25 protein-coding genes are annotated in these 25606 nt (G+C 74.6%); 16 read left to right on the forward strand and 9 right to left on the reverse strand.

Going from position 1 to position 25606, the window contains the following annotated elements; genetic code table 11:
- The first annotated feature begins 18 nt into the window (after nt 1–18).
- Nucleotides 19–2148 carry an aminodeoxychorismate synthase component I gene (gene pabB, locus AB0C78_RS05270; RefSeq protein WP_360741945.1) on the forward strand — a complete coding sequence of 710 codons (2130 nt, stop codon included), beginning with the start codon at nt 19–21 and terminating at the stop codon, nt 2146–2148.
- Here the strand turns inward: pabB and AB0C78_RS05275 are convergent.
- Nucleotides 2056–2673 carry an XRE family transcriptional regulator gene (locus tag AB0C78_RS05275; RefSeq protein ID WP_360741948.1) on the reverse strand — a complete coding sequence of 206 codons (618 nt, stop codon included), beginning with the start codon at nt 2671–2673 and terminating at the stop codon, nt 2056–2058. The two genes, pabB and AB0C78_RS05275, sit on opposite strands and share 93 nt — an antisense overlap.
- 92 nt (nt 2674–2765) lie before the next feature.
- Here AB0C78_RS05275 and AB0C78_RS05280 point away from each other — a divergent pair, with 92 nt between their 5' ends.
- The 6 genes from AB0C78_RS05280 (at nt 2766) to AB0C78_RS05305 (ending at nt 8730) form a co-directional block, all read left to right on the forward strand.
- Complete coding sequence (locus AB0C78_RS05280) at nt 2766–3752, forward strand: NAD(P)/FAD-dependent oxidoreductase (RefSeq protein ID WP_360741951.1); 987 nt, start codon at nt 2766–2768, stop codon at nt 3750–3752.
- The gene (locus tag AB0C78_RS05285; protein ID WP_360741954.1) at nt 3749–4954 is read left to right on the forward strand and encodes a Cmx/CmrA family chloramphenicol efflux MFS transporter; all 1206 of its coding nucleotides are present in this window, start codon (nt 3749–3751) and stop codon (nt 4952–4954) included. Before AB0C78_RS05280 ends, AB0C78_RS05285 begins: the two co-directional genes overlap by 4 nt.
- An 81-nt stretch (nt 4955–5035) precedes the next feature.
- The gene (locus AB0C78_RS05290; RefSeq protein ID WP_360741957.1) at nt 5036–6118 is read left to right on the forward strand and encodes an FAD-dependent oxidoreductase; all 1083 of its coding nucleotides are present in this window, start codon (nt 5036–5038) and stop codon (nt 6116–6118) included.
- Nucleotides 6119–6155: 37 nt separating this feature from the next.
- Nucleotides 6156–7160 (forward strand): RNA polymerase sigma-70 factor, encoded by a 1005-nt coding sequence (locus AB0C78_RS05295; RefSeq protein ID WP_360741960.1) that lies wholly within the window; start codon nt 6156–6158, stop codon nt 7158–7160.
- 107 nt (nt 7161–7267) lie between these two features.
- Nucleotides 7268–8221: an anti-sigma factor RsbA family regulatory protein gene (locus AB0C78_RS05300; RefSeq protein ID WP_360741963.1), complete on the forward strand. Its 954-nt coding sequence runs from the start codon at nt 7268–7270 to the stop codon at nt 8219–8221.
- Nucleotides 8222–8346: 125 nt separating this feature from the next.
- Nucleotides 8347–8730, forward strand: a complete 384-nt coding sequence (locus AB0C78_RS05305) for an STAS domain-containing protein (protein ID WP_360741966.1) — start codon at nt 8347–8349, stop codon at nt 8728–8730.
- Nucleotides 8731–8740: 10 nt separating this feature from the next.
- Here the strand turns inward: AB0C78_RS05305 and AB0C78_RS05310 are convergent, their stop codons facing one another.
- Nucleotides 8741–9184: an STAS domain-containing protein gene (locus AB0C78_RS05310; RefSeq protein ID WP_360741969.1), complete on the reverse strand. Its 444-nt coding sequence runs from the start codon at nt 9182–9184 to the stop codon at nt 8741–8743.
- Nucleotides 9185–9626: 442 nt separating this feature from the next.
- On the opposite strand from AB0C78_RS05310, the gene AB0C78_RS05315 reads away from it, so the two are divergent.
- Entirely contained in the window at nt 9627–9860 is a 234-nt protein-coding gene (locus AB0C78_RS05315; protein ID WP_360741972.1) for a hypothetical protein, read from the forward strand.
- 164 nt (nt 9861–10024) lie between these two features.
- Entirely contained in the window at nt 10025–12487 is a 2463-nt protein-coding gene (locus AB0C78_RS05320; RefSeq protein WP_360742356.1) for an ATP-dependent Clp protease ATP-binding subunit, read from the forward strand.
- 30 nt (nt 12488–12517) lie between these two features.
- On the opposite strand, the gene AB0C78_RS05325 is transcribed toward AB0C78_RS05320, so the two are convergent.
- The gene (locus tag AB0C78_RS05325; protein ID WP_360741975.1) at nt 12518–12886 is read right to left on the reverse strand and encodes a hotdog domain-containing protein; all 369 of its coding nucleotides are present in this window, start codon (nt 12884–12886) and stop codon (nt 12518–12520) included.
- A gap of 126 nt (nt 12887–13012) precedes the next feature.
- Between AB0C78_RS05325 and AB0C78_RS05330 the strand changes: the two genes are divergently transcribed.
- The 4 genes from AB0C78_RS05330 to AB0C78_RS05345 all read left to right on the forward strand — a co-directional run bounded on the left by AB0C78_RS05330 (nt 13013) and on the right by AB0C78_RS05345 (nt 15942).
- A complete protein-coding gene (locus tag AB0C78_RS05330; RefSeq protein WP_360741978.1) occupies nt 13013–13948 on the forward strand; it encodes a DUF5996 family protein in 936 nt (311 codons plus the stop codon).
- Nucleotides 13949–13971: 23 nt separating this feature from the next.
- Complete coding sequence (locus AB0C78_RS05335) at nt 13972–14424, forward strand: VOC family protein (protein ID WP_151539891.1); 453 nt, start codon at nt 13972–13974, stop codon at nt 14422–14424.
- Nucleotides 14424–15380: a sigma-70 family RNA polymerase sigma factor gene (locus AB0C78_RS05340; protein WP_151539892.1), complete on the forward strand. Its 957-nt coding sequence runs from the start codon at nt 14424–14426 to the stop codon at nt 15378–15380. The genes AB0C78_RS05335 and AB0C78_RS05340 overlap by 1 nt, the downstream gene beginning before the upstream one ends.
- 112 nt (nt 15381–15492) lie before the next feature.
- Entirely contained in the window at nt 15493–15942 is a 450-nt protein-coding gene (locus AB0C78_RS05345) for a MarR family transcriptional regulator (RefSeq protein WP_360741983.1), read from the forward strand.
- Between the two features lie 22 nt (nt 15943–15964).
- Here the strand turns inward: AB0C78_RS05345 and AB0C78_RS05350 are convergent, their stop codons facing one another.
- From AB0C78_RS05350 to AB0C78_RS05360, 3 genes are all read right to left on the reverse strand, one after another.
- A complete protein-coding gene (locus AB0C78_RS05350) occupies nt 15965–17104 on the reverse strand; it encodes a hypothetical protein (protein WP_360741986.1) in 1140 nt (379 codons plus the stop codon).
- Nucleotides 17105–17165: 61 nt separating this feature from the next.
- Nucleotides 17166–18722: an amidohydrolase family protein gene (locus AB0C78_RS05355; protein ID WP_360741989.1), complete on the reverse strand. Its 1557-nt coding sequence runs from the start codon at nt 18720–18722 to the stop codon at nt 17166–17168.
- 20 nt (nt 18723–18742) lie between these two features.
- On the reverse strand, nt 18743–19750 hold the full coding sequence (locus AB0C78_RS05360) for an adenylate/guanylate cyclase domain-containing protein (RefSeq protein WP_360741992.1): 1008 nt from the start codon (nt 19748–19750) through the stop codon (nt 18743–18745).
- A 91-nt stretch (nt 19751–19841) separates the two neighbouring features.
- Here AB0C78_RS05360 and AB0C78_RS05365 point away from each other — a divergent pair, with 91 nt between their 5' ends.
- Nucleotides 19842–20609, forward strand: a complete 768-nt coding sequence (locus AB0C78_RS05365) for a MerR family transcriptional regulator (protein WP_360741995.1) — start codon at nt 19842–19844, stop codon at nt 20607–20609.
- Between the two features lie 27 nt (nt 20610–20636).
- Here the strand turns inward: AB0C78_RS05365 and AB0C78_RS05370 are convergent, their stop codons facing one another.
- Complete coding sequence (locus AB0C78_RS05370) at nt 20637–22418, reverse strand: sigma-70 family RNA polymerase sigma factor (protein WP_360741998.1); 1782 nt, start codon at nt 22416–22418, stop codon at nt 20637–20639.
- Between the two features lie 215 nt (nt 22419–22633).
- Between AB0C78_RS05370 and AB0C78_RS05375 the strand changes: the two genes are divergently transcribed.
- Nucleotides 22634–22888 (forward strand): hypothetical protein, encoded by a 255-nt coding sequence (locus AB0C78_RS05375; RefSeq protein ID WP_151543368.1) that lies wholly within the window; start codon nt 22634–22636, stop codon nt 22886–22888.
- A complete protein-coding gene (locus AB0C78_RS05380) occupies nt 22885–23349 on the forward strand; it encodes an SRPBCC family protein (protein WP_360742002.1) in 465 nt (154 codons plus the stop codon). Before AB0C78_RS05375 ends, AB0C78_RS05380 begins: the two co-directional genes overlap by 4 nt.
- On the opposite strand, the gene AB0C78_RS05385 is transcribed toward AB0C78_RS05380, so the two are convergent.
- Together AB0C78_RS05385 and AB0C78_RS05390 are read right to left on the reverse strand one after the other, a co-directional pair.
- Nucleotides 23310–24920 carry a long-chain fatty acid--CoA ligase gene (locus tag AB0C78_RS05385; protein WP_360742005.1) on the reverse strand — a complete coding sequence of 537 codons (1611 nt, stop codon included), beginning with the start codon at nt 24918–24920 and terminating at the stop codon, nt 23310–23312. The two genes, AB0C78_RS05380 and AB0C78_RS05385, sit on opposite strands and share 40 nt — an antisense overlap.
- Nucleotides 24921–25038: 118 nt before the next feature.
- Nucleotides 25039–25590 carry a SigE family RNA polymerase sigma factor gene (locus AB0C78_RS05390; RefSeq protein ID WP_225992024.1) on the reverse strand — a complete coding sequence of 184 codons (552 nt, stop codon included), beginning with the start codon at nt 25588–25590 and terminating at the stop codon, nt 25039–25041.
- Nucleotides 25591–25606: the final 16 nt, after the last annotated feature.

Consider the following 25606-nt stretch of genomic DNA (forward strand, 5'->3'; position numbering starts at 1 on the left):
GCCCGGGAGCGGTCGCCGATGCGGACACTTCTGATCGACAACTACGACTCGTTCACCTTCAACCTGTACCAGCTGCTCGGCGAGGTGAACGGGCGGCCGCCGACGGTCGTCCGCAACGACGCCGACTGGGCGGGGCTGTCGGCCGCCGACTTCGACAACGTGGTGATCTCCCCCGGGCCGGGACGTCCCGACCGCGACCGCGACTTCGGCATCGGCGCCCGGGTGATCGACGAGTGGTCGCTGCCGCTGCTCGGCGTCTGCCTGGGGCATCAGGGGATCTGCCACCGGCTCGGCGGGAAGGTCGAGCACGCGCCGGAACCCGTGCACGGACGGGTGTCCGAGGTCGTCCACACCGGTGAGGGCCTCTTCGCGGGGCTGCCGTCGCCGATGCCCGTCGTCCGGTACCACTCGCTGGCCGTCACCGCGCTGCCCGACGAGTTGGAGGCCGTCGCCTGGTCGGACGACGGCGTGCTGATGGGAGTGCGGCACCGGTCGGCACCGATCTGGGGCATCCAGTTCCACCCCGAGTCCATCTGCACCGGCCACGGCCGCGAGCTGCTGGCCAACTTCCGCGACCTGACGCGCGCCCACCACGACACCGGGCCGTACCGGCTGCACGTCCACCGGTTCGCGGCGGCGCCCGACCCCGAGGCGGCCTACCGGACGGTGTTCGCGGGACGGCCGGGCGCGTTCTGGCTGGACAGCGGCACGCACGCCGAGGGGACGTCCCGGTTCACGATGATGGGCGACGGCGCCGGACCGCTCGGCGAGCTGGTGACGTACCGGGTCGAGGAGCGGCGCGTCCGGGTGGACAAGCACGGGACGGTGTCGGAGCAGGAGACCGGCTCGTTCTTCGACTACCTCGAACGGGAGGTGACGCGGCGGGCGCTTCCCGCCGCCGGCGACGATCTGCCGTTCGGGTTCCGCCTCGGATACGTCGGCTACCTCGGGTACGAGCTGAAGGCCGAGACGGGCGGTACCGCCGCGCACGCCTCGCCCACCCCGGACGCCGCGATGGTGTTCGCCGACCGGGCCCTCGTCATCGACCACGCGGAAGGCGAGTCCTACCTGCTACGCCTCAGCCGCCGGGCCGACGACCCCGAGGTGGACGCGTGGTTCGCCGCCACCGCCGGACGCGTCCGCGGCCTGCCGTCCGGGCCGGCGGCCCCCATCAGGCCGCTGACCGGCGACGGCGCGGCGGAACCGCCCGTGGAACTGCACCACGGCCGGGACGCCTACCTCGCCCTGATCGGCGAGTGCCTCGACGAGATCCGCGACGGCGAGTCGTACGAGATCTGCCTGTCCAACACGGCGACCGCCCGCGCCGCGATCGACCCCGCCGCCACGTTCGCGCACCTCCGGCGGGTGAGCCCCGTCCCGTACGGCGCGCTGCTGGACTTCCCCGGCGTCGCGGTGCTCAGCGCCTCGCCGGAGCAGTTCCTGGCGGTGGGCGCCGGCGGGCTGGTGCGGTCGAAGCCGATCAAGGGCACCCGGCCGCGCGGCGCCACCCCGGAGCAGGACGCGGACCTGCGCCGCGAGCTGGCGGGCAGCGAGAAGGACCGCGCCGAGAACCTCATGATCGTCGACCTCGTCCGCAACGACCTGAACACGGTGTGCGCCGTCGGTTCCGTCCGCGTGCCGCGGCTGTTCGACGTCGAGTCGTTCGCGCCCGTCCACCACCTGGTGTCCACGGTCGAGGGCAGGCTCCGCGACGGGGTGACGGCGGTCGGGTGCGCGCGCGCGGCGTTCCCGCCGGGGTCGATGACGGGGGCGCCGAAGGTCCGCACGATGGAGATCATCGACCGGCTGGAAGGACGGGCCCGCGGCGTCTACTCCGGCGCGCTCGGCTGGTTCTCCCTCAGCGGCGCGTGCGAGCTCAGCGTCGTCAACCGGACGATCGTCGCGGTGCCCGGCGGCGGCGCGTCCTTCAACGTGGGCGGCGCGATCGTCGCGCTGTCCGACCCGGAGGAGGAGTTCGCCGAGATCCTGGTGAAGGCCCGCGCGATGGTCGCCGCGATCGCCGCGTCGGGCGCGGAGCCGTCGAGCGCGGAGCCGTCACCGGCCGGTGGTGCCGCGGGGGCGCGGCCGGGCGCGGATGTGGACGCGCTCCCCCTGGCGGCCGAACAGGTTGAGCACCTCCACGGGTGAGTCGCCGGCGGGGCCGAACCAGTGCGGCAGGCGGGTGTCGAACTCGGCGGCCTCGCCCGGGCCCATGACGAGGTCGTGGTCGGCGAGGACGAGCCGCAGCCGCCCGGACAGCACGTACAGCCACTCGTAGCCCTCGTGCGTGCACGGGTCGGGGGTGTTCTGGTCCGCCGGGATGATCGACTTCCACGCCTGGATCGGGCCGGGGTGCGGCGTCAGCGGGATCACCGTGCGGCCGTTGCGGACGACCGGCTTGGCGCGCACGCGCGGGTCGCCGACCTGCGGCGCTCCGACCAGCTCGTCCAGCGGCACCTGGTGGGCCTGCGCGATGGGCAGCAGCAGTTCGAGGCTCGGGCGCCGCTGGCCCGTCTCCAGCCTGGACAGCGTGCTCTTGGAGATGCCGGTGGCCTCGGACAGCGCCGCGAGGCTCACGCCGCGCCGGGTCCGGACGCGCTTGAGACGGGGGCCGACCTGCGCCAGCGTGTCGGCGATCGCGCCGGCCGGGGCCGCCGGGGAGTGCTCGGTCATCTCCCCATTCCACCCCCCGCGTCCCGGAAACAGCAACGGAAGTTGTCGGACTGTCGCCCCGGACCGGAGCATCGGCGGCGGAGGTGATCGCCGTGAACGAGGCGACGAACGACCAGGCCGGCGGCGTGCGGAGCGCCGCCGGCGACGGGGCCTACGACGTGGTGGTGATCGGCGGCGGAGCGGCCGGGCTGAACGCGGCCCTGCTGCTCGGGCGCGCCCGCCGCAGGGTGGCGGTGATCGACGCCGGCGAGCCGCGCAACGCGCCCGCGGCGCACATGCACGGCTTCCTGTCCCGCGACGGGCTGCCCCCGGCGACGCTGCTGGACCTCGGCCGCGCCGAGATCGCCCGGTACGGCGTCGGGCTGATCCGCGGACGGGTCGAGCACATCGAGCCCGGCTTCCACGTGCGCCTGGACGGCGGGCCGGTGCTCACCGCCCGCCGCATCCTCGTCGCGACCGGGCTCCGCGACGAACTGCCCGGCATCCCCGGCGTGCGCGAACGGTGGGGCAAGGACGTGCTGCACTGCCCCTACTGCCACGCGTTCGAGGTCCGCGACCGGCCCCTCGCCGTCCTCGGCACCAGCCCGGGCGCGGTGCACCAGGCGCTGCTCCTGCGCGGGTGGAGCGACGACGTCGCCTTCTTCGCCCACACCCTCGACCTGACGGCCGAGGACCGCGAACGGCTGGAGGCGCGCGGGCTGCGCATCGTCGAAGGACGGATCGAGCACCTGGCCGTCGACGGGGACCGGCTGCGGGGCGTCGCGCTCGCGGACGGCCGGGTCGTCCCCCGCGACGCCGCGTTCCTCTTCCCCCGCATGGTCCCGAACGACGGGCTGCTGACCGGGCTCGGCTGCGCGAAGGACGGCAACGGATGGGTCATCACCGACCGCACCGGACGCACCAGCGTGGCGGGCGTGTGGGCGGCGGGGAACGTCGCCGATCCGCGCGCGCAGGTCGTCACCGCCGCCGGTATGGGCTCCGCCGCCGCGTTCGCCATGAACAACGACCTGCTGGAAGAGGACGTCGCCGGGGCCGTCGCGCGGCGCCGTGCCGCCCTCGTGGGCGGTGGGAGCCGATGAGCGCGGCGCCGTCCCGGGGGAGGCTGCCGCTCGCGGTGTACCTGCTCGCGTTCAGCCTGTTCGCGATGGGCAGCGCCGAGTTCCTGCTCGCCGGGGTCCTGCCGGACATCGCGGGCGACCTCGGCGTCGGCCTGCCGTCCGCCGGGGCGCTGATCTCGGCGTTCGCGATCGGCGTCGTGATCGGCGGGCCGCCGTTCGCGATCCTGACGCTGCGCTGGCCGCGCCGCACCACGCTCGTCGCCACCCAGGCGGTGTTCGCGGTCGCGGTCGCGGCGGGGCTGCTGACCGGCAGTTACACGGTGCTGCTGGCCTGCCGCTTCGTCTGCGGCCTCGCCTACGCGGGGTACTGGGCGGTCGCCGCGGTCACCGCCGTCGGCCTCGTCGCCCCCGACCGCACCGCGCGGGCCTCCGGGGTCGTCGTCTCCGGGCTCAGCCTCGCGATGATCGCGGGCGGCCCGGCGGGCGCGCTGCTCAGCCACTTCACCGGATGGCGGGGCGGGTTCTGGGGCGTCGCCGCGCTGACCGCCCTCGGCGCCGTCCTGAGCCTGACCGCGGTGCCCGCGACGAGCGCCGGCGAGGAGCCCAGCGTGCGGCGCGAGCTCGGCGCCATGCGGCGGCCGCAGCTGTGGGTCGTGTACGCCGCCACGCTGCTCAGCACCGCCGCCTACATGATCACCTTCAACTACCTCGCGCCGCTGCTGACCGGCGTCACCGGCGTCCCCGCGGTGTGGGTCCCCGGGATCCTCGCGCTGTTCGGCGCCGGCGCGTTCGCCGGGCTGTCGGCCGGCGGCCGGATCGCCGACCGGCGGCCCACGCACGCGCTTCTCGCCGGGGCCGCGGGGATCCTCGCGTGCTCGGTCCTGCTCGCGCTCCTCGCCCGGCACGCGTGGGCCGTCGTCCCGCTCGTCCTGCTCCTCGGCGTCGCGGGGTTCGTGCTGAACCCGGCGATCTACGGGCGGGTGTTCGCCATCGCCGGACGCGCGCCGACGCTCGCGGGCGCCACCACCGTCTCGGCGTTCCAGCTCGGCATCAGCCTCGTCCCGGCGCTCGCCGGCGTCGCGCTGGACGCCGGCGCGGGCGTCACCGCCGTCACCTGGATCGGCGCGGCCCTCGCCGCCGCCGTCGTGCCCGCCGCGCTCCTCGACCGGGCCCTCTCGCGCCGGGCCGCCCGGCCGGCGCCCGCCCCCGTCTCGGCGGTGTGACGCACGTTACCTGCGACGCTGTTATGCGCGCGGCCTCCGCGGTGTCTTGTGGGCAGACCCATCCAGACGGAGGAGGCGGACATGAAGGTGATCGTGGCTGGAGCGGGATACGCCGGGACGCTCGCGGCGAACCGGCTGGCGAAGAAGGCGCCGGGCGCGGAGATCACCGTGGTGAACCCGCGGCCCGAGTTCGTCGAGCGGGTGCGGCTGCACCAGCAGATCGCCGGGACGGGCCGGGCCGCGACCCCGCTGGCGGAGATGCTCCGCGCCGGGATCCGCACGCGGCAGGCCGCCGTCGAGAAGATCGGCGACGGGTGCGTGGTGCTCGACGGCGGGGAGACCCTGGACTTCGACTACCTGGTCCTCGCCGTCGGGAGCACGCTCACGCCGCTGCCCGGGACCGTCCCGGTCGGGACGTGGGAAGGGGCCGGGCAGGCCAGCGCGGCGCTGGCAGCCCTGCCCGCGGGCGCCGCGGTGACCGTCGTCGGCGCCGGGCCGACCGGCATCGAGACCGCCGCCGAGGTCGCCCACGCCCGCCCTGGCCTCACGGTGCGGCTCGTCGGGCGGGACTTCGCGGCGTCGCTCTCGGCGAAGGCCCGCGCGCGCGTGCGGACCGGCCTGGAACGGTTGAATGTGACCGTGCTGGACGACACGGTGACGGAAGTGCGGGACGACGGCGAGGTGCTGCTGGGCTCGGGCGAGCAGCTCGCCTCGGACCTCACCCTGTGGGCCGTCATCGGCGCGGTCCCCGACCTCGCCGCGCGCAGCGGCCTGGAGGTCGACGAGCGGGGCCGCGCCCTCGTGGACGAGTACCTGCGCAGCACCGGCGACCCGCGGATCGTCGTCGCCGGCGACTGCGCCGCCGTCCCGGGATCGCGCATGTCCTGCCAGACGGCGGAACCGCAGGGCGCGCACGCCGCCGACACGGTGGCCCGGATGATCCAGGGCCGCCCGCTCAAGGCGTACTCGGTGGACTACGTCGCGACGTGCATCAGCCTCGGCCGCCGCGACGGCGTCATCCAGCCGTCGCACCGCGACGACAGCCCGCGCCGCCGGTTCCTCGCCGGACGGGCCGCCGCGATGACCAAGGAAGGGGTCGTGCGCGGCGCCCGGTTCAGCGCCCGCACCGGCATCGGCGCGACCGGGCTCCCCGGATCGAAGTGACGGGCCGGCGGATCCGGCACAGGACAGGGACGAGGACATGACCGACGACCACGCCACCGACCCGGCCGACGGCGCCGACGGCACCACGGACCCGGCCGACGAGGCCGCCAACCCCGCCGGCGCCGACACTGCCGACCCCGCCGACGCCGACGGCCAGGCCACCGATCCGGCGACCGAGGCCTTCGTCGCCCACCGCAACCTGCTCTTCACCGTCGCCTACGAGATGCTCGGCTCCGCGGCCGACGCCGAGGACGTCCTCCAGGAGACGTGGCTGCGGTGGGTCAAGGTGGACCTCGGCCAGGTGCAGGACGCGCGCGCCTACCTCGTCCGGATCACGACCCGGCAGGCGCTCAACCGGCTCCGGGCGATGACCCGCCGCAAGGAGTCCTACGTCGGCCCCTGGCTGCCGGAACCACTGCTCACCGCGCCGGACGTGGCCGAGGACGCCGTCCTCGCCGAGAGCATGTCGATGGCGCTGATGCTCGTCCTGGAGACGCTGTCGCCGACCGAGCGCGCCGTGTTCGTGCTGCGCGAGGCGTTCGACGTCGGCTACGAGGAGATCGCGGCCGCGGTCGGCAAGAGCCCCGCGGCCGTCCGGCAGATCGCCTACCGGGCGCGCAAGCACGTCGACGCCCGCCGCCCCCGCGAGACGGTCTCCGCCGGGGAGACCCAGGCGGTGCTGGACTCGTTCAAGCGCGCGCTCGACACCGGCGACCTGCAGGGCCTGCTGGACGTCCTCGCGCCCGACATCGTGCTGATCGGCGACGGCGGCGGCATCAAGCAGGCCGGGCCGCGGCCGATCGTCGGGGCGTCGAAGGTCGCCCGGTACATCGTCGGCGGCACCGGCAAGACCAAGGCCGTGATCACCACCGAGCCCACCCTCGTCAACGGCGGGCCGGCGCTCGTCCTGCGGATGGACGGGGAACTCGACGGCGTCATGGCGGCCCGCGTGGAGGGCGGCCGCATCACCGGCCTCTACTACGTCCGCAACCCCGAGAAGCTGACCCGCGTGAACTCCGAGACCCCGCTCAGCCTGCACTGATCCGGCGGTCCTGCCGGGGAGCCGTATCCTGCGGGTGCCGTGGCCCGTGCTCGCGGGCACGAGGCCCGGCGGACCATTCGACGCGAAGCACAGCCAGAGGAACGGCCATGAGCGGGACGCACCCGGACGCGGCGGGCGGCCCGTTCCGGCACCCGGCGCTGTTCTACCGCGGGCGGGCCGAGTACCTGGCGGGGACGGTCCCGTTCGTGGCCGAGGGCGTCGCGGCGGGCGAGCCGGTCGCGGTCGCGGTGCCCGCCTGGCGGCTCGGACCGCTGCGCGACGCCGTGGCCGGCCGCCTCGGGTCCGGCGCCCGGCGCGTGCACTGGGTCGACATGACCCGGGCCGGGCGCAACCCCGGACGGATCATCCCCGGCGTCCTGCGCGCGTTCGCCGACCGCCATCCGGGGCGGCGGGTCCGGATCGTCGGCGAGCCGATATGGCCGTCCCGCAGCGAAGCCGAGTACCCCGCGTGCGCCCAGCACGAGGCGCTGATCAACCCGGCGTTCGCCGGCCGCGCCGTGTCGATCCTGTGCCCGTACGACGCCAGCGGGCTGGACCGGCGGGTGCTGGACGAGGCGGCCCGCACCCATCCCGTCCTGATCGACGCCGCCGGGACGCGCGCCAGCGACCGCTACGCGCCCGAGACGGTGGTCGCCGCTCACAACGTGCCCCTGCCCGCGCCTCCGGAGTCCGCCGGGCGGATGCCGTTCGACCTCGGCTCGCTGGAGGCGTCCAGGGCGTTCGCCGCCCGGTGCGCCGCGGGGGCGGGCATGCCGGAGCGGCGCGTGATGAGCGTCGAGCTGGCCGTCAGCGAGCTGACCGCGAACTCGGTCCGGCACGGCGGCGGCGCGGGCGTCCTCGCCGTCTGGGACGACGGCGCGCACGTGATCGTCGAGGTCCGCGACGGCGGGCACCTGGCCGACCCGCTCGCGGGGCGCCGTCCCGTGCCGCCCGACGAGCCCGGCGGGCGGGGCCTGCTGCTGGTCAACCGGCTCGCCGACCTCGTCCGCGTGCACACCGGAGCGGGCGGCACCACCGTCCGCGCGTACTTCGCCCGCTGACCGGCCCGCCACCGCCGTGCAGCGAGTACGCTTCGCGGACATTCCACCCGAAGCGTCGCCCCGAGCCGTCCGGAACAGCCGTCCGGCCTGCGGCGACGGCGCTCCCGAGGACCTGGAGGCGGCGGATGGCCGAATGCGCCGTGACGGGCCGCGCCGTGGCCGGCCGGGCCGTGATCGTGCTGGCCGGGGAGCTCGGCGTGGACACCGTCCAGCACGCCGAGCAGCGGATGCGGGCGCTGCGCCGCGAGCACGGCGAGCACGTCGTGCTGGACCTCAGCGGCCTGCGGTTCCTGGACTCGGCGGGCCTCAGCCTGCTGCTGCGCTTCTACCTGGCGGCCGAGGGCCGCGGCGGCAGCGCCGTGCTGGCCGGGCCGCTGAGCGGCGAGGTGCTGTACGTGCTGCAGGTCACGCACGTCGACCGGCGGCTTCCGGTCCACCCGACCCTGGACGACGCGCTGGCCGCCCCGCCGCCGGGCGACGACGGCACCGGCGTCCCGCCGTCCGGGTGAGCGCGCCGGGTCAGGAGCCGTCGGGCGGGACCGTGGTCCGGTGCACGGCGACCGCCGGCTCCACCGTGGAGTAGATCGGAACGAACCGGGTGAACCCGGTGGTGCGCAGGACCTCGCGGATCCGCAGGTTCACCGCGGCCAAGGCGAGCGTCCCCGGCGCGCCGCCGTTCTCGCGGGAGCCGTCCTCGTGGGCGCCGTCCTGCGCGGAGCCGGGACCCGTGTGATCGGGCGAGCACAGCAGCCGGTGGATCCCGGCGACGACGCTGAGCCCGCTGGAGTCGATGAACGCGACGCCGGAGAAGTCCAGCACGAGGTGGCGCGCGCCGCGGGCGATCAGCGCGGCGAGGTGGTCGCGCAGGCGGCCGGCGGTGGCCACGTCCACCTCGCCGGTCAGCGTGACGACGACCAGATCGGTGTGCACCGGGTCGGCCCGGCTCTGCACGGTCAGGCCCATGGTGGCTGCTCCATACCCGGCGGAAGGCCGATCATTCATTTCTCCCGTTTCGGACGCTTTCCCGGGAAAGACCGGAATTCTGGCCCCTGGAAACGGGGCTTTTTGCGGCGCTTGCGATGCCCGCCGGGAATCGCCGCGCTCCCCGCGGGTCGCCGGCCCGGCGCGGCCTCCCTGGAAGACTCGACGGTCGACATCGACACGACGAAGAAAGACGATGAGCAGCGAGCCGCAGCGGAACACGGCACCGGGGGCCCGATACCGAGGGGAGCGCCGGGGACTGCGCGCGCGGGCCGCCGCCGGGCCGGCCGCCGCCGTCGCGGACCTGGCGCCGCCCCGCCCGCCGGGAGCACGGGGAACACGAGGAATGCCGGGAACACTGGGAGCGCCGCCCGCGCCGCGCCCGCACGCCTCCGCGCGCAGGCCGCGGGCCCGGAGGGCGGCCGTGGGCCGGGCCCTCGCCCGCACCGTCCTGATCATCGCCGCGGCCCTGGCGGCGGGACTGCTCACGACGCTGACGTTCGTCCTGCTGCTGTTCGCGGTGGCCTACCTGCTGCAGGGCACGTGGCGGACGGGCCTGTGGCTGCTCGCCGCCGCGCCCGCCGCCTTCGCGTCCGCGCTGGCCGCCGGCGGCTGCCTGCTCCGGCTGCTCCGCCGCACCCGGTCCCGGCTCACCTGAAGGCCGCCGCGCGGCCCCTCGGTCACCCGATTTTGGGGATTCGCTGGGATTAGTGCAGCCAGGGCGAGGCGACCTCCTTGTGGACGAATGTCCATGACGCCTTGGGGGTCAGCGTGTCCTCGCCTTTCGGATCCTTCTTCGACGACCCGTTCCGCGGCTTCGACATGCTCGCCGGGCGGGTGTTCGGCGGGCAGGAGAGCTGGCCCCCGGCGCGGCCCGGCGTCCAGCGGGTCGACGTCGGCAGGCTGCTGAGCGAGCCCGCGCGGGCGATGCTGTCCTCCGCCGTCCAGCTCGCCGCCGACCGCGGGGCGCCCGACCTGGACGTCCTCGACCTGCTCGCGGCCGGGGCGAGCGCCGACCCCGGACGGTCCCTGCTGCGCGCGGCGGGCGCCGACCCCGACGGGATCGTCAAGCAGGTCTCCGAGACGGCCTCCCGGGGCACGCCCGGCGGGGCGCCCAGCACCCTGTCGCCCGCCGCGAAGCGGGCGATCCTCGACTCGCAGCGCCTGTCGCGCGCGCTCGGCTCGTCGTACATCGGCCCCGAGCACCTGCTGCTCGCGCTCATGGCCAACCCGGCGTCGCCCGCGGCGCGGCTGCTGGAGTCGCAGGGCGTCACCGCCGACGGGTTCCAGGACGCGATGGCGGGCGGCGGCACGGCCCGGGCGGGCGCCGCCCCGTCGGCGGGGGCGCGGGCGTCCGGCACCACGCCGACCCTCGACGAGTACGGCCGCGACCTCACCGAGGAGGCCCGCGAGGGCGACATCGACCCGGTGGTCGGCCGCGAGGAGGAGATCGAGCAGGCCGTCGAGGTGCTGTCCCGGCGCACCAAGAACAACCCGTGCCTGATCGGCGAGCCCGGCGTCGGCAAGACCGCGATCGTCGAGGGCATCGCGCAGCGGATCGTCAACGGGAGCGTGCCCGTGACGCTCAAGGGCAAGCGGGTCGTCGCGCTCGACCTCACCGGCATGGTCGCGGGCTCGAAGTACCGGGGCGAGTTCGAGGAGCGGATCAAGAAGGTCATCGACGAGATCCGGGAGCACTCCGACGAGCTGGTGATCTTCATCGACGAGGTGCACACCCTCGTCGGCGCCGGCTCGGCCGAGGGCGGCATGGACGCGGCGAACATCCTCAAGCCCGCGCTCGCCCGCGGCGAGCTGCACGTCGTCGCGGCGACCACGATCGACGAGTACCGCAGGAACATCGAGAAGGACGCCGCGCTGGAGCGCCGCTTCCAGCCGGTGCTGGTGTCCGAGCCGACCGTCGAGCAGACGGTGGAGATCCTCGCCGGGCTGCGGGACGCCTACGAGGCGCACCACCAGGTGAAGATCACCGACGAGGCGATCGACGCCGCCGCGACGATGTCCGACCGCTACGTCAGCGACCGGTTCCTGCCGGACAAGGCGATCGACCTGATGGACCAGGCCGGCGCCCGGGTCCGGCTGCGCGCGCAGGCCCCCGACCAGGGCGCCCGCGAGCTGGAGGAGCGGCTGGACGCGCTGCACCGCGACAAGGACCAGGCCGTCCGGGCCGAGCAGTTCGACCGGGCGAAGGAGCTCGCCGCCGAGATCGACGAACTGCGGCCGGAGATCGAGGCCGCCCGGCACCACGAGGACACCGCCCCGCAGGTGATGGCCACCGACATCGCCGAGGTCGTCTCGCGCAGCACCGGCATCCCGGTGCAGACGCTCACCGAGGAGGAGCGCGACCGCATCCTCAACCTCGGCCGCCACCTGCACGAGCGGGTCATCGGGCAGGACCGGGCCGTCCAGGCGGTCGCCGAGGCCGTCCAGCGGGGGCGCGCGGGCCTGTCGGACCCGGACCGGCCGATCGGCGGCTTCCTGTTCCTCGGGCCGACCGGCGTCGGGAAGACGGAGCTGGCGCGCGCGCTGGCCGGGACGTTGTTCGGCGGCGACGACCACATGGTCCGCATCGACATGAGCGAGTTCCAGGACAAGCACACCGTCTCCCGGCTCGTCGGCTCCCCGCCCGGATACGTCGGCTACGAGGAGGCCGGGCAGCTCACCGAGGCGGTCCGGCGCCGCCCGCACAGCGTGGTGCTGTTCGACGAGATCGAGAAGGCGCACGCCGACGTGATGAACGTCCTGCTGCAGATCCTGGACGACGGACGGCTCACCGACGGGCAGGGCCGCACCGTCGACTTCAGCAACACCATCGTCATCATGACCAGCAACATCGGCGCCGAGATGATCCTTTCGCAGCCGGAGGAGCCCGCGGCGGACCTCGAAGCGCAGGTCATGGCCCTGGTCGAGCGGACGCTGCGGCCCGAACTGCTGAACCGGATCGACGAGATCGTGGTGTTCGACCGGCTCGGCAGGCCGGAGTTGCGGCGGATCGTCGACCTGCTGCTCTCCGGGACGCGGCAGCGGCTGCGCGGCCAGGACGTCGGCATGGACGTGTCCGACGCGGCCAAAGACCTGCTTGTGGAGCGCGGCTACAAGCCGGAGTTCGGCGCGCGCCCGCTGCGCCGCACGATCCAGCGGGAGGTCGACAACCGGCTGTCGATGATGCTGCTGCGCGGGGAGCTGGACGAGGGCGCCACGGCGGCCGTCGGCGCCTCCGACGGCGGGATCGAGATCACCGCGGTCCCGGCCGCCCGGGGCGCCTGACCGGTTCGGGCCGAGCGCCTGACCGGCCGGTCATGTTCCCGGGGGCCGGCCGGCCGCTTCGGTGAAGCGGTCGCGGTCGACGATCGCGCGGTCGATCTCGCCCGCCGCGACGACCGTTCCGGCACCGTCGACGGCCCGCACCGCGAAGGTGAGCCGGCGGCCGGACGCGCCGTCCGGCGCCTCGGCGGTGACGTCCACCGTCCCGCCGACGGGCGTGGCGCGCAGGTGCTCGACGCGGATCGCGACGCCCACCGTCGTCTGCCCCGCGGCCAGGAGCGGCGCGGCGGCCCGGACGGTCGCCGCCTCCATCCACGCGATCATCCGCGGGGTGCCGAGCACCGGGACGTCGCCGCTGCCCAGCGCGGTCGCGGTGTCGGCCTCCGTCACCTCGTAGCGCACGGCACCACAGTAGACGCCGCCCGCCCGTCCCGACGGTTGCCCGGGGGGACGCGGGGTAGGACGGCGACCGTAGGAGGCGGGCCGTCCCCCAGCGCCCGCGGAGGCGTGCGCGCGAGGGGGACGCCAGTGGGTGAGCACAGGCAGGGGGCGTGGCCGCGGCTGCGCGTCGCGGACTGGACCGGCACGCGGGACACCCTGCACATGTGGACGCAGATCGTCGGGAAGATCCGCATGGCGCACGCGCCGCTGGTCAACCACTGGTGGCAGGTCACGCTGTACGTGAGCCCGCGCGGCCTCACCACCTCGGCGATCCCGTACGCGGCCGGCGCGTTCGACATGGAGTTCGACTTCGTCTCGGACGTGCTGCGCCTGCGCTCCAGCAGCGGAGAGGAGCGCCAGGTGGCCCTGGAGCCGAAGCCGGTCGCCGACTTCTACGCCGAGACCATGGACCACCTCGTCGGGCTCGGGATCGAGACGACGATCCAGGCGCGGCCGAACGAGGTGGAGCCGTCGATCCCGTTCGCCGACGACCACCAGCACGCGTCCTACGACGCGGAGGCGGCGCACCTGTTCTGGCGGCAGCTGCTGCAGGCGAACCGGGTGCTCGGCGAGTTCCGGTCCCGTTTCGTCGGCAAGGTGAGCCCGGTGCACTTCTTCTGGGGCGCCATGGACCTCGCCTGCACCCGGTTCTCCGGGCGCGAGGCGCCCCGGCATCCGGGCGGCGCGCCGAACTGCGGGGACTGGGTGATGGTGGAGGGGTACTCGCGGGAGCTGAGCAGCTGCGGGTTCTGGCCCGGCCTCGACGAGGGCGCCTTCTACGCCTATGCCTACCCGGAGCCGGAGGGGTTCGCGGATCGTCCCGTTATGCCGGACGCGGCGTTCTACAGCCGCGAGAATGGGCAGTTCCTGCTGCCGTACGAGGCGGTGGCCACGGCCGACGATCCGGACCGGACGCTGTCCGCGTTCCTCCAGAGCACCTACGAGGCCGCCGCGGACCTCGGCGACTGGGACCGCGGCTCGCTGGAGGAGGACCCGAACCGCTGGGCCCCGTACCGGGTGTAGCGCGACGAGAGAAGGGAGCCGGGATGCCCGGCCAAGGTGGTTTCCCCGCGCCGGCCGAAGGGCTGGTGCTGACGCACTTCCTGACCGTCCGGGACGTCGCCGCCTCCAGGGACTTCTATGTGAACGTCCTGGGCGGGGAGGTGATCCTTGAGGAGAACCCCGCCACGGTGAAGGTGGCGAACAGCTGGATCATCATGAACCCGGGCGGCGGACCGACACCGGACAAGCCTGACATCGTCCTTACACCGCCCTCCCCGGGCGATCCCGTGTCGACTTTCCTCAACGTCCGGGTGGCGGACATCAACGCCTTCTATGCGGACGCCACCGCCAAGGGCGTCGAGTTCCTCACCGAACCGCTGGACCGCAAGGCCGAGATCCGCTGCTACATGCGCGACCCCGACGGCTACCTCATCGAGGTCGGCCAGGCCACCGGACTGCTCAAGGGCATCTTCGCCGACCCGCCGGCGTCCGGCTGATGGACGAGGACTTCGCCGCCCGCGTGGAGCCCTACCGGCGCGAACTCCTGGTGCACTGCTACCGGATGCTCGGCGCCGTCCACGAGGCCGAGGACCTGGTCCAGGAGACGATGCTGCGCGCGTGGCGGGCCCGCGAGCGCTACGACCCGGGGCGCGCGTCCGTCCGGACGTGGCTGTACCGGATCGCGACGAACGCGTGCCTGACGGCGCTGGAGGGCCGGTCGCGGCGGCCGCTGCCGTCCGGTCTCGGCGGCCCGAGCGACGACCCGCACGCGCCGCTCGCGCCGTCGCTGGACGTGCCGTGGCTCCAGCCGTTCCCGGACGCGCTGCTCGGCGATCCGGCGGAGCGGGCCGTCCGGCGGGGGAGCCTGCGGCTGGCGCTGATCGCGGCGATGCAGGCGCTGCCGCCGAAGCAGCGGGCGGTGCTGATCCTCCGCGACGTGCTGGAGTTCCCGGCGGCGGAGGTCGCGGAGCTGCTGGGGGCGACCCCGGCGGCGGTGAACAGCGCGCTGCAGCGGGCCCGGGCCGGGCTGGAGGGCGCGTCCCCGGTGGAGGACGACGTCGCCGAGCCGGACGACGGCGCGGTCGACGCGGTCGTGGACCGCTACGTCCGGGCGTTCGAGGCCGCCGACGTGGCGGGGCTCGTCGCGCTGCTGACGGACGACGCGGTGCTGGAGATGCCGCCCGTCCCGCTCTGGTACCTCGGCAGGGACGCCTACGGCCGGTTCATGGAGCGGCTCTTCGCGATGCGCGCGACCGAGTGGCGGATGGTGCGGACGGCGGCGAACGCGCAGCCGGCCGTCGCCGCCTACCACCGGGACGACGACGGCGGGTACGTGCTCCACACGCTGCAGGTCTTCACGGTGCGGCCCGAGGGGCTGGCCCGCAACGTCGTCTTCCAGGACGCGCGGGTCTTCGCGGCGTTCGAGCTGCCGCCCCGGCTGGAGGCCCGCTGACCCCCGGCTGGAGGCCGCCTGAGCCCCCGCTGGAGGCCCGCTGGCCGCAGCCGGACGGCCGCGGAGATCCGGTTGCGGACAACTCAATGGGCGCAAACGTAGACTGGCGGGCATGACCGGGATTCCCGACGGCGACCTGATGCGGCTCGATCACCAGGTCTGCTTCGCTCTGCACACCACGTCCCGGGCGTTCGACGCGCTCTACCGGACGGAGCTGAGCGGCCTCGGGCTGACGTACCCGCAGTACCTGGTGATGCTCGCGCTGTGGGAGGCGGACGGCCCGACGGTCAAGCGGCTGGGCGAGCGCCTGCGGCTCGACTCGGGGACGCTGTCGCCGCTGCTCAAACGGCTGGAGGCGGCGGGCCTGGTGGAGCGGCGCCGCAGCCGCGAGGACGAGCGCTCGGTGTCGGTGCACCTCACCGGCCAGGGCGCCGCGCTCAGGACGCGCGCGGCGGAGGTCCCGACCCGGATCCTGGAGGCGACGGGCCTGGACCTCCAAGAACTCCTCGCTCTCCGCGAGACGCTGCACCGCGTCACCACGAACCTCGACGCCGCTCGCTGAGGTGCGGCGACCACGCCACGGTTCAAGGGATGCGGGCCAGGTCGGCGAGGGTGGCCAGGCCGTACTGGTAGTAGTCGATGGTGTCGGCGCCCGCCGTGCGGGCCGCTTCGGCCGTGGCCGCCAGGTGTTCCGCGGACGTGGTGTCGGGGTGCCCGGGGCGGAGGACGGCCCGGAGTTCGGTGTCCGGGCCCAGCGCGGCGCGGTAGGCGGCGACGTCCTCGGCGATCCGTCCGGCTTCCTGGGCGTAGCAGAGGGCGGCATAGGACGGGACGGTCCGCGCCAGCGAGACCGGGTCGATGCCCAGCTGCCAGGCATCGGCGGCGGCCGGGGCACCGGTGGGGAGGCCGTCCGCGTAGCCCTTCATGGCGCCGGTCAGGTCGATGAACGTGAGCCGGGAGCCCGCCGCGGCGACGGCGTCGGCGACCTCGGCGGCCAGGGACGTGACGACCGGCGTGCGCGCGCGGGCGAACTCGACGAGGACGTCCGGGATCTGCTCGGCGGGCGGGCCTCCGTCCAGCACGGACGCCGCGAGCCGCACGGCGGCGGCGCGGGCCTCGTCGGCGCCCGGAACGCGGCGGCGGCAGTGCTCGCAGAAGCAGAGGCCGAGGGCGAACTCGGCGGCCGGGCCGAGGTCCACGAACGAGCGTTCGTGGTGGTAGCCGTGGCCGAACGTCCCGAAGTGCAGGGATTCGGCGACGACGGAGTCCATTCCCTGGCGCGCGATGGCGCGGCCTAGGGCGACGGCGTAGGCGCGGACATCCGGGTGAGACGGGCAGAGGTCGGCGGGCGCGGCGCGGTCACCGAAGCAGTTCTCCTGCGTGACGTCCGGGAACGCCAGGCCGAGCGTGGTGTTGTGCAGGAACACGCCCCACCCGTGCAGGGAGACGCCGAGCGCGCGCGTCTCCTCCCGAAGCGCGCGCAGCGGCTCCTCGTCCGCGCCCTCACGCACAGGCGGGACGAGCCGAAGCCCATCGAAGTGGCCGTCCAGCGGGAAATGGACGCCGTCGTGGCGGAACGTGACGCGGGAACGGCCGTGGGGCGTCACGTCGCGGGCGCGATGGTAGGCCGCGCCGACCGTGATCGAGGTGACCCCGTGGGCCAGGACCCGCGCGGCGTCCACGCCGCGCAGGTCCTCCACCAGGACGTAGAGGGAGGAGTCCATCAGCTCTTCTCGTGGACGGCGGCACCGGGCCAGACGAGGATACGGCGCCCCGGCGCCATGATCAGCGCGGCCTCAGGGCCCGACCCGGGCGGGCCGCCAGGTCGAGGACGCCGCCGGTCAGCACGGGAACCCCGTTGACCAGGACGTGCTCGACGCCCTCCGCCGGCACGCGCGGCCGCTCGTAACTGGCGCGGTCGGTGACCGTGCCCGGGTCCAGCACGACGAGGTCGGCGGCGTGCCCCGCCTCGACGCGGCCCCGGTCGGCGAGCCGGAACCGCGCGGCGGCCCGCCCGGCGAGGTGCGCGGCGGCCTCTTCCCACGTCCAGTCGCCCAGCTCGCGGACGTACCGGCCGAGCAGCCGAGCGAACGCGCCCCAGCCGCGCGGATGCGGATGCCCGCCCTGGTAGACGGCGTCGGAGCCGGCCATCTGCGCGGGGTGCCGCAGCAGCGTCCGCACCGACTCCTCGACGGCGGACGGCGGCTGCGCGAACACGCACCCCGCCTCCAGCCGGGTCGCCACGAGGAGATCGCAGCAGAACGCCCCGACCCCGCGCCCGGCCTGCCGAGCCGCGCCGGGGAGGGTCATGCCCTCGGCCCAGCGCAGGTCGTCGGCGGGGACGTGCGACAGCGTGATCCGCGGCCAGACGTCCGCGCGCCGCGGGAACCAGTCGCGCTCCAGCCGCGCCCGGACGGCCGGGTCCGCCAGCGCGTCCAGCGCCGCGTCCAGGTCGGCGAGCGGCAGCCACGGCGGCAGCGCGACGAGCGTCAGCGTGCTGCATCCGCGCAGGTAGGGGTAGCTGTCAAAGGTCAGGTCGACGCCTTCGGCGCGCGCGTCGCCGACCAGGCGGGCCAGGGCGTCCCCCGGTCCGTGGAGGTGCGACACGTGCGGGGCGACGCGTCCGGCCCGCGCGATCTCCAGCACCTCCGTCAAAGCGCGCGCGGCATCGGCCTCGTAGCCGCGCATGTGGGTGACATAGGGGAGCCCTGCCGCGCCGACGGGTTCGCATAGCGCGGCGATCTCGTCGACCTCGGCGTAGGCACCCGGCACGTACTCCAAGCCTGTGGACAACCCGGCCGCGCCCTCGCTCAGGCCGCGCTCCACCTGCGCGCGCATGGCCGCCAGCTCCGCCGCGTCCGGGGCCCGCCGCGCCGTCCCCATCGCGCTGTGCCGGATCGTCCCGTGCGGGAGCAGGTAGGCGGTGTTGAGGGCCGTGCGCCGGTCGTAGCCGTCCAGCAGCTCCGCCACCGACACCGCGCCGTCCAGCCCGGGATGCGTCCCGTTGACGGGCGCGAAGTACCGGGTGACGAACCGGAGCGTCTCCGCGCTCGCCGGCGCGTAGGACACACCGTCCTGGCCCAGCACGAACGTGGTGACGCCCTGCCGGAGCGCCGCCTCCTGCGCGTCCGGGTCGAAGACGGCGGCATCGCCGTGGACGTGGGCGTCGATGAAACCCGGCATCACGTACCGGCCCGTGGCGTCGATCTCGGTGACCGCCTGCGCGCGCGCCAAGGCGTCTACGGCGGCGATCCGTCCGGCGGAGACGCCGACGTCGGCGCGGCGTGCCGGGCCGCCGGTGCCGTCCAGCACCGTCCCGCCCCGGATCACGACGTCGAACATCAGCTTGAGGCTACGGATGGTCAGTGCCGGTCGCCAGGGGCGCGGCGCAGAAGCCGCGGCCGAACCCTCCCCAGCCCTTGCAGCGGGCGCGGGCGGAGCGACGAGATGTCGAAGCGGCCGCCGGCCGGGAGCGCGGACGCCAGCTCGCCGTCGACCAGGACGGTGCCGGGATAGGCGGTCGCGGTGAGGCGGGCGGCGAGGTTGACGGGCGTGCCGAAGACGTCGCCGAGCCGCTGGATGACCTCGCCGTACGCGAGGCCGACGCGGACCTTGGGGAACTCGGGGTCGGTGTTGAAGCGCTCCGCGACGCGCAGCCCGATCTCGGCGGCGGCGGACGGGTCGGTCGCGACGAAGAGGACCTCGTCGCCGAGCGTCTTGACGACGCGCCCGCCGAGGTCCGCGACGATCTCGGCCGCCGCGGACTCGAACCGCTCGACGAACGCGGCGAGCGCGTCGGCGTCGAGGCTGCGGCTGAGCCGGGTGAAGGACACGACGTCGGCGAACCCGACCGCGAGGTGGGCGAGGCCGGCGGCGGGGTCGGACGGCGCGGCGGCCGTGACGGCGGCGGCGCGCATCCCGGCGGCGGTGAGCTGGCGGCGCCAGCCGTGCAGCAGCAGCCGCTCGAACGCGGGCCGCAGCTCCTCGGTGGCGGCGAGGGCGGCGGTGACCAGGTCGGGCGTGACGGGCTGGTCGGCGGGCAGCACGCTGAGGCGCTGCAGCCAGACGTCGCCGAGCCAGCTCGCGAGCCGTCCCATCGTCTGGCCGACGGCGCGGACGAGCTGCAGGACGGTGTCCTCGTCGACGAGGTCGTGCCCGAGCACCTCGTTGATCTCGCGGAGGGCGGTGACGTCGCCGTCGGTGAAGGCGACCTCGTCGTCGGGCGGGATGGGGAAGCCCAGGGCCTGCCAGATGCGGCGCGCGTACGCGTCGGGGACGCCGGAGAGGGCCTCGACGTCCTTGCGGGTGTAGCGCAGGGGTCCGCCGAGGAGGGTCTCCTCGATGTCCAGGGGTCCGCCGGGGTCCGTCATGGACTCCCCCTCTATGTCTCATTGATCAATGTCACAATGATGGCGGAGTAAGATCGCGGCGGTCAAGATGGACGCAACCGGCAGGCGGGGCATGGCCGAGTACCGAATCGACGACCTGGCGCGCGCCGCCGGGAGCACCGTGCGCAACATCCGCGCCTACCAGGACCGGGGGCTGCTGCCGCCGCCGCGCCTCGCCGGCCGGGTCGGCCTGTACGACGACTCCCACCTGGCCCGGCTGCGGCTGATCGGCCAGCTCCTCGGCCGCGGCTACACGTTCGCGGTCATCAAGGACCTGCTGACGGCGTGGGAGACCGGCAAGGACGTCGGCGACGTCCTCGGCCTGGAGAAGGTCCTCACCGACCCGTGGTCGGACGAGATCCCCGGCACCGTCGCCTACGACGAACTCGTCGCGATCTTCGGCACCGGCCTGGACGAGGCGGAGCGCGAGCGGATGCGGGAGCGGACCGTCGCGCTTGGCCTCATCGAGCCCGACGGCGACAAGTTCCGCGTGCCGAGCCCGCGGCTCCTGCACGTCGGCGCAGAGCTGGTCGCGGCGGGCATCCCGCTGGACGCCGTGCTCGACATCGCCGAGAAGATCCGCGGCGACGTGGACGTGATCGCGGGACGGTTCGTCGGGCTCGTCCAGGAGCACGTCTTCGCCCGGCTGGAGGACCAGCCGGGCGGCGAGGAGGTCACCGAGGTCGCCGCCGTGGTGCGGCGGATGCGGCCGCTCGTGAAGATGGTCGTCGACCCGCTCATCGCGCGGGCGATGGAGGCCCGCGTCCAGGCGGCGCTGGGCGAGCACCTCGAGACGATCAGGGACCACCTCGCGGGCGACGACCGCCCCGCCGCGGGTTGAGCCCCCGCCGCGGCCCGGGCCTGCGCGTCACAGCAGCGAGGCGCCCCACTTCACGGTGACCGTGTGGGCGGCGCCCTCGGAGTCGGTGAAGGTCAGCGTGCCCTGGCCGGGCAGCCCGATGAGCGCCGTTCGCAGCGTGACCGTCACGCGCGCCGTGCCGCCCTTGGCGACCCCGCCCTGCATCTGCGACAGCACCAGCTCGCCGTTCGACGTCATCGCCGTCCAGGTCACCGGGCCGTTCCGGGCGGACAGGCTGACCTGCGCTGTCTTGGTCCCGTACATCTCGACCGTGCCCGGGTTCACCACGAGCACGCCCGGCCGCGCCGGCGGCTTCGGGGTGGTCGGCGCGGGCGACGGCGGCGCGGTCGTCGCGGGCGGCGACGGGTCCTTCTCGTCGGTCTGCGGCTGGACGGGCGCGCCGGACGAGCCGCCCGGCGCCCCGGGCGTCCCGCCGGGCCCGCCGGGCGTGCCGGACCGGTGGCCGCCGTGCTCCTTGCCGCCGCCGTGCCCGCCCTCGTGCTTGATCGACGGCTGGTTCAGGAACGGCGGCCACGACAGCGTGCCGCCGCCGATCCCCGGGCCCATGAGGAGCGCCGCGACGACCGCCGCGACCAGCGCGCCCACCATCCCGCCGCCGGTGAACAGCCACCGCCGGGTGAACGGCGACGGCACGTCCGGCTGGCTCGGCAGGCCCTCCGGGGTGAGCGCGCCGCCGCGCGCCGCGATGTCGGCGCGGTAGCCGGCCAGCTCGGGGTCGGTCGCGGTGTGCATGACGCGGTGCCGCAGCGCGGCGGGCAGCACGGGCGCGGGCGCCCGGCGCAGCAGCGGCGCGGCGCGGACCCGGGCGCGGGCCCGGCAGGCGGCGCAGCCCGCGACGTGCTCGGCGACGGACGGGTCGGCGGTCGCGGCGTCCGCGCCGATCTCGCCGCGGCGGTGGAACGTCTGCCACAGCGCGATCGACAGCGGCCCGCGCCTCGGCTCCTCGCGGACGGCGCCGGACGCGCCGTCCGGCGGGGGCGCCTCCTCCGGAACGTCCTCGACGTCCTCTGCGTCTTCAGCGTCTGCGGCGTTCTCGGCTTCGGGCGCGGGCTGCCGCTTCGGCGGGGTGCGGGCCGCCAGGACCGCGACGGCGGTGGGACGGGCCTCCTCGGCGGGCTCCTCGTCGTCGGGCTCGACGGCGGGCGGCGCGGCGGGCGCCGCGGTCCCGGCGGACCCGGCGCAGGAGCGGGCGGCCCGGACGGCCTCGGCGGCGAGCGCGGCGTCCATGGCGGCGCCGCCCTGGCGGACCCGCGCAGCGGCGCGGCGTCCCGACATCCCGAGCGCGGCGCCGAGCCGCGCGGGCGGCAGGTCGTGCCGGAACGCCAGCAGCACGGCCTCCTGGTCGACCGGGTCGAGGGCGTCGAGCGCGGTGCGCAGCAGGTCGTGGAGCTCGGCCGACGGCGGCCAGCCGGAGACGTCGCCCGCGTCGGCGTGCTCCAGGAACGGGGTGTCGGAGAACTCGGCGTCCCGGTCCCAGTACAGGTGCCGGGGGCGGCCGCGGCGGATGCAGCGGCGCCGGGCGGCGCCGTAAAGCCAGGAGCTCAGGTGCAGGTGGTCGCGCATCCGGGGCGCGCGGCGGCACGCGTCGATGAAGGTGTCGTGGACGATGCCGGCGGCGGTCTTCTCATCGCCCGTCATTGACAACGCGTAGTCGTAAAGGCGCTCACCGTACTCGTCATAGAGCGTGCCCAGGGCCGCTTCGTCGCCTTCGTTCAGACCCAGGACCAGTTTCCGGTCCGCCGCGTCTTCGGAGGGGGACAACCTGGGCATACACGCTCCCCGGCACCGGCATGGAAGTCCGCCCCCAAAGGGGCCGTCCGGACAATCAGCCCACCTTGCATACACCCCTTGGCCCCGTCGACACCACTCGATCCCCCGAAATCGCCGGTACCGGTGACCGAGCGCTCAAGTACCCGTACCGCTCCGTGATCACTTTGTTCATGACCGAGCGTCAGAATCCGGTCAGATCATGTTATCTTGGTACCATGGTACAAGTTGACCGCGTCCAGACCGGCCTGCGGATCGAACGCAACGTGCTGAAGGTGCTCAAGGGGCTGGCCGAGTACCTCGACATCTCGCTCGGCGACCTGGTCGAGGGCATCGCCCTGCACGCCTTCGACGGCAGCGCCCCCTTCTCCCCCGAGACGCTCGGCAAGATCCGGCAGCTCAAGTCCGTGTACGGGCTGACCCTCACCGCCGCCGACGCGCACGCCCTCACCGAGGACGGCGATCCCCGATGAGGCGCCGGCTCGCCGGGACCGTCCGGGTCCCGCTGCCGCCCGCCGAGGCGTTCACCCTGTTCACCCCGCGCGGTGAGGAGCTCTGGGTGGACGGCTGGCGGCCCGCCTTCCCCGCGGACGCCCCCGACGACACCGAACCGGGAACGGTGTTCGAGACCGTCCACGGCACCGAGCGGACGACCTGGGTCGTCCTCGCCCGCGACCCCGGACGCCGCGTCTCCTACGCCCGCGTCACGCCCGGCCACCGCGCCGGGACGGTCACCGTCGACGTCGCCCCGCACCCGGACGGCGGCAGCACCGCCGAGGTCGTCTACGACCTGACGGCCCTCACCGCCGGCGGCGCGCACGACCTCGACGCGTTCGCCGGCGGGTACGCGGCGTTCCTGCGGTCCTGGGAGGACGCGATCGCCGCGCACCTCGCTCAGTCGGCGCGCTCGACCTCCAGCCCGCCCTCCGCGTAGCGGCGGCGCAGCACCTTCTTGTCGAACTTCCCGACGCTCGTCTTGGGCACTTCGGCGATGAACGCCCAGCGCTCGGGGAGCTGCCATTTCGGCACCCGGTCGGTGAGGAACTCCCTGAGCTGCGCCGCCGTGACCGACGCGCCGTCCCGGAGGACCACGGACGCCAGCGGGCGCTCCTGCCAGCGGTCGTCCGGGACGCCGACCACGGCCGCCTCCAGCACGTCCGGATGCGCCATCAGGTGGTTCTCCAGCTCCACCGAGGAGATCCACTCGCCGCCCGACTTGATGACGTCCTTCGCCCGGTCCGTGAGGACCATGTACCCGTCGGGGGAGAGGTTGCCGACGTCGCCCGTGCGCAGCCACCCGTCGTGGAACTTGCCCGGGTCCTCGTCGCGGTAGTAGGCGCCGGTGATCCACGGGCCGCGGATCTCCACCTCGCCGACGGCCTCCCCGTCGTTCGGCAGCACCACGTCCCCGTCCCCGACCACCCGGATCTCCAGGCCGGCCAGCACCCGGCCCTGGCTGACCCGCGCCTGCCAGGCCCGGTCCCCCTCCGCGCCGGCCGGCGCGTGCGCCATCGTCGCGACCGGCGACGTCTCCGTCATGCCCCACGCCTGCACGATCCGCACGCCGATCTCGTCGAACCCGCGCATCAGCGCCTCCGGCACCGCCGACCCGCCGCACGGGACGAGCCGCAGCGAGCTGAGGTCCGAGCCGTGCTCCCGCGTGTACCGCAGCACGTCCGACCAGATCGTCGGGACGGCGCCCGCGATCGTCGGACGCTCCGCCTCGATCAGCTTCACCAACGGCTCGGCCTGCAGGAACCGGTCCGGCATCACCAGGGCCGCGCCCGCCAGCATCGCCGCGTACGGCAGGCCCCACGCGTTCGCGTGGAACATCGGGACCACCGGCAGCACCACGTCGGCGCCGCTCATCCCGAGCGCGTTCCCGGTGCACACCGACAGCGAGTGCAGGTACGCCGACCGGTGCGAGTAGACGACGCCCTTCGGGTTGCCGGTGGTGCCGCTCGTGTAGCACATGGCCGCCGCCGCGCGTTCGTCGATCTCCGGCCACTCGAACTCCGGCGGCGCGGCGGCGAGCAGCTCCTCGTACGAGTGCAGCTCCTTGCCGGCCCCCTCCAGCGGCGCGGTGTCGCCCTCGCCCACCACGACGACGTGCCGGACGGTCTTCATCTGCGGCAGCACCGGCGCGAGCAGCGGGATCAGCGACCCGTCCACGATGACGACGTGGTCCTCGGCGTGGTTCGCGATGTACACGAGCTGGTCGGGGAACAGCCGCAGGTTCAGCGTGTGCAGGACGGCCCCCATCGACGGGACCGCGAGGTACGCCTCCAGGTGCTCGGTGTTGTTCCACATGAACGTGGCGACGCGCTGGTCGCCGTCCACCCCGAGCGCGCGCAGCGCCCCGGCGAGCCGGGCGGCGCGCTCACCGACCTCGGCGTAACTCCGGCGCCGCGCGCCGTCCCCGGTCCAGGTCGCGATCTCCGCGGACCCGCACACCTGCGTGCCGTACCGCATGATCGTGGTGATGGTCAGCGGAAAGTCCTGCATGGTGCTCCACACGGCACACCTCCGGCTCGCTGCGGCCTAGCTGCGGAACTCCGTTCTAGCCCACCGCCCCCCGTTTGCCCAGAGGCCGCCCCCACCCCGGCAGGTCGAACCGCAGCCGTCAGTCGTGACGGGGGTTCCAGGGGGTCGTCCCCCTGGGCTGGCTGGGGACTCCGGGGAAGTCGTCGCCGAGGGCGTCGTCGTCGCGGAGGCGGGCCATGGCGCGGGAGACGGTGCTCTTGACCGTGCCGACGCTGACGCCGAGGACGTCCGCGATCTCCGCTTCGGACATGTCCTCGTAATAGCGGAGCATGACCGCGAGGCGCTGGCGTTCGGGGAGCCGGCCGAGCGCGCGGCCGAGGGCGTCGCGCATTTCGGCGCGCCGGGTGTGATCGTCCACCGGACGGTCGGGAACTTCATCCGTGGGGTAGATATCCAACTTTTTCCGGCGCCACCATGAGATCTGCGTGTTCGCCATGGCGCGCCGGACGTAGCCGTCGACGGCGGCGCGGTCGTGGATGCGGTCCCAGGCGAGGTAGGTCTTGGCGAGCGCGGCCTGCAGCAGGTCCTCGGCCTCGGCGCGGTCGCTGGTCAGGCGCATCGCGGCGCGCAGCAGGGTGGGGCCGCGGTCCGCCACGTAGGCGCGGAACTCCTCGTGCCGCGTGCTGCTCACCGTCACCACCGAACCA

This window comes from Actinomadura sp. NPDC048394, from assembly GCF_040651755.1.
Taxonomy (GTDB): domain Bacteria; phylum Actinomycetota; class Actinomycetes; order Streptosporangiales; family Streptosporangiaceae; genus Spirillospora; species Spirillospora montaniterrae.